Source organism: Burkholderia sp. Tr-20390 (assembly GCF_017104595.1).
In the GTDB taxonomy this organism is placed as follows: domain Bacteria; phylum Pseudomonadota; class Gammaproteobacteria; order Burkholderiales; family Burkholderiaceae; genus Burkholderia.
The window spans coordinates 1-3,400 of the sequence record NZ_JAAGPC010000351.1 but is presented as its reverse complement, the minus strand read 5'-3'; the positions used below and the strand labels follow the sequence as shown (position 1 = coordinate 3,400).

Sequence of the window (3,400 nt, the reverse complement as noted above, 5' to 3'; positions counted from 1 at the left end):
GTCGAGACGGGCAGTTTCACCGCCGCCGCGCAATCGCTGAATTCGACGACGGGCGCGATGTCGCGCGCGGTGTCGGAGCTCGAGGCGCGCCTGCGCACCCGTCTGATGAATCGTTCGACGCGCCGTCGAGCGGCACATCGACGATCGCGCGAATGCTGTCGCTCGACGCCAGCGTCGCGCTCGTCGCGACCCTCGCGTCGATGGTGTTCGTCCCGCTCACCGCGCCGCTGCTGACGGCCTGGTTCAGCCACGATGCGGCCGTGTCGATTTCGCCTTTGACGCTCGCGTGGCGGCTCGCGCTGCTGATCGGCAGCGCCGAGGGCGTCGCGCTGCTCGTGCGGCGCTTCGCCGGCTCACGGCTCGACCGTTATGCGACGCCGATCGATGCAACCGTCGTCGTCGCGCTGCTGGTGTTCGCGCTCGGCACGATGGCCGGCATGCAGCAATCGATCATCGACGCGCCGCACCGCGCGCTGACCGCGATCGCCCTCGCGTTCGCCGTCAACGCGGGCTTCCAGGTGATCGCGTACGGGCTCACGCCCGGCGACGTCCGCACGCGGCTCAATGTCGCGCTGATCGTCGCCAATCGCAATGTCGGCCTGATGTGGGCCGCGCTCGGGCTCGCTGCGACGCCCACCATGGCGCTCGTGTTCACCTGCGCGCAGTTGCCGATCTACACGCTGCCGCGCGTCGTCCAGCATCTGCTGCCGCGCCTCGAAGCACAGCGCCTGCGCCGCCGTGCACGCTAGCCGGCACGCGATGCCGTTCCCCTCTTCCGCCTTCGATCAAGGATCCAGCATGAAGCGACTCATCGTGATCGGCGCCCGCGCCACCGGCAGCAGCCTCGCGCTCGTGCGTGGCGCGCTCGCGCGGCAAGTGGCCGTGACCGTGATCACCGCCCCCGGGCACCGTCTCGACGGCGTCTTTCCCGCGGGCGTCGAGACGATCAACCTCGAACCCGATGCCGGCCAGCTCGCCGGCTGGCTGCGCACACGCTATCCGGACGAGATCGACACGCTGCGCGTGACGACCGCGCACGACACCTATGCGCGCACCGCCACGTGGGTCGCCGACGCCCTCGGCCTGCCCGGCCCCGATGCGCGCCACGTCGCGCACGCGGTGTCGAAGTCGAACCAGAAGGCGCTGCTCGCCGCGCACGGCATCCCGGCCGCGCAATTCGTCACGGGCACGCTGGCCGCGCCGGCGGCGCTCGCGGCCGCGGCCGACCCGCTGCGTTTCCCGGTCGTCGTCAAGCCGTCGGAAGGCTCGGCGAGCGACGGCGTGCGGCGCTGCGAGAACATCGCCGAGGTCCGTGCGCAGCTCGACGCCCTCGCCGCCGCGCAAGCCGACGCCCAAGCGCGCGCGACCGAGCGCGTCGTGATCGAGGAATTCCTGAGCGGCAGCGAATACTGCGTCGAGTATTTCGACGGCCGGTACGTCGGCGCGCTGCGCAAGCTGAAACGGCATGGGGCGGGCTTTCTCGAGCGCGGCTATACGTCCGAACTCGACCTCGATGCAAGCACGCTGCGCGCGCTGATCGACGTTGGGACGCGCGCCACGGCGGCCGCCGGGCTGACCTGGGGGCCCGTGCACCTGGACTGCATCGTGCACGACGGCGTGCCGCATGTGATCGAGCTGAATCCGCGCATCGCGGGCAGCTTCATCTGCGACATCGTGCGCGACGGCTATGGCTTCAACGTGGTCGAAGCGTTGCTCGACAAGCTCGACGGACGCCCGGTGGACATTCCCGCGCTGTTTGAACCGCATGCATATGCGCGCGCCGAATTCCTGCTCGACAGCGATCCCGGCGCGTGGCGTTTCGCGCAGGCGGGCGAGATTCACGACGGCACGGTCACGATCAGTTACGGACCGCAGGTGCTGCCCGATCGCGAGCGGCGTGCGTTTCTCTATGTGCGGGTGGCGCTGCCGGTCGCGCACGGTGTGGACGGTGCGGCCGCGCATCCCGGTTCGTCGGCCCACGGAAATGCCGTCGCGCAGCCCGCCGTTTCAGGCTCACCGTGAAACGATCGGAACACCTTCCCGGACTCGGCCGAAAGCCGACGCACCGCGTGGCTTCGGTCAGGCACCGTCACAAACGACGCCCCAGCAACTGCCCCGGCCACCCTTCCACGTCGAAGGGTGAAATTCGCTCATAGCCGCACGACTCGTAGAAACGCACCAGCGCGCCGGTCCCGCCGCCATAGCAGTCCACCCGCAAGCGCGCCACCCCGGCCGCCCGGGCGCGCTCGTCCGCGAAAGCCATCAGGCGCCGGCCGACACCCCGCGCCCGCGCATCGCGCGACGCCACCAGCACGCGCACGTAGATTTCCGGCTCGGTCGCGGGCGGCACGTAGGGCATGGACTCGCCGAGGATCAATGCGCCGAGGACGCGGCCGTCCTGATCCTCTGCGACCCACGCGTCGGGCAGCGCGCAGGCGTCGGTCACGAGCGCGATCCGCCGGGGTTGCGTCGACCAGGGCTCGCTGCCCCATTGCCCGTCGTTGCCGATGGCGACGAACCACGCAATCACGTCGTCGAAGATCGCCAGCACGGCCGGGGCATCGCGTGCGCTGGCACGACGGATTCTCACCTTGTCCACGTCTGTCGACGTCACGTTCAACACTCCTTCGCCTGCGTCATCGACCGGCGCGCAATGGGATGTCAAGCCGGGCTGCCCAGGGACACGCGATGGAAGCCCGGCGATCAAGCCTGCTACGGTACTGACATTCCACCCGATTGATCAAGGTGTGACGGCCCGCGATTCGACATGACGGGTTGTCTTCGTGAAAAACCCGGGCCAACGAGCCGCCACGTTGCCGGCGGATCGGCACGGCCAACGTGGTTCGAGGCGTAGCAAGGGAACCGAAAGATCCTGCTGCAGCGCATTGCCCACGACGCTCCGCCGATCCGGCGCAACGGCGCGCCGCCTGCTCCGCCCCGGATCGCAGCGAATCGCTTCCCGCGCGAATGTCGCCGTTCGCGGCAAAAATATACAATCGACGCGACACATCGCAGGCATGAAGCGCCAGCCGTCCACTCTCGCTCGCCACCATGAACGCACCCGCTGATTCCACCTCCTCCGCCCCGTCGGTACTCGGCGTCTATCGTCAACTGGCGGACCCGTCCGCCGGGCAATGGATCGTCAGCCGCTCCGAACGCGCGCACATGTACCGCATCCAGCATCACCGGCCTGACGGCAGCACCTCGGTCGACACGGTCGTCGATGCGGACAACCTCGATGCGAAGCTGCACAAGTGGATCCAGGAAGGTTTCGTCCGGCGTGAAGCCGGCGATCGCGCGGCGCCCGCTCATCGCGGCGCGTTCATGCAGGCGCTGCGAAGCGCGCACGCGGCGCGACCGGCGGCAACCGGTGACGCGGCGCACGTCGTGCAGGTGGGCA

At 69.3% G+C, this 3,400-nt stretch carries 3 protein-coding genes and 2 pseudogenes; 4 read left to right on the top strand and 1 reads right to left on the bottom strand.

What is annotated here, in order from left to right:
* The 3 genes and pseudogenes from G3N98_RS38770 to G3N98_RS38760 form a co-directional block, all read left to right on the top strand.
* Window positions 1–132, top strand: a pseudogene (locus tag G3N98_RS38770) (LysR family transcriptional regulator); the annotation flags it as partial.
* A gap of 20 nt (window positions 133–152) precedes the next feature.
* Window positions 153–749: a hypothetical protein gene (locus G3N98_RS38765; RefSeq protein WP_241026287.1), complete on the top strand. Its 597-nt coding sequence runs from the start codon at window positions 153–155 to the stop codon at window positions 747–749.
* 49 nt (window positions 750–798) lie between these two features.
* Window positions 799–2,022, top strand: coding sequence for an ATP-grasp domain-containing protein (locus G3N98_RS38760; protein WP_206151075.1), 1,224 nt, complete (start codon window positions 799–801; stop codon window positions 2,020–2,022).
* Window positions 2,023–2,089: 67 nt separating this feature from the next.
* Here the strand turns inward: G3N98_RS38760 and G3N98_RS38755 are convergent, their stop codons facing one another.
* Window positions 2,090–2,614 (bottom strand): GNAT family N-acetyltransferase, encoded by a 525-nt coding sequence (locus tag G3N98_RS38755; RefSeq protein WP_346779130.1) that lies wholly within the window; start codon window positions 2,612–2,614, stop codon window positions 2,090–2,092.
* Window positions 2,615–3,051: 437 nt separating this feature from the next.
* Between G3N98_RS38755 and G3N98_RS38750 the strand changes: the two are divergent.
* Window positions 3,052–3,400: pseudogene (locus G3N98_RS38750) on the top strand (AAA family ATPase); the annotation flags it as partial.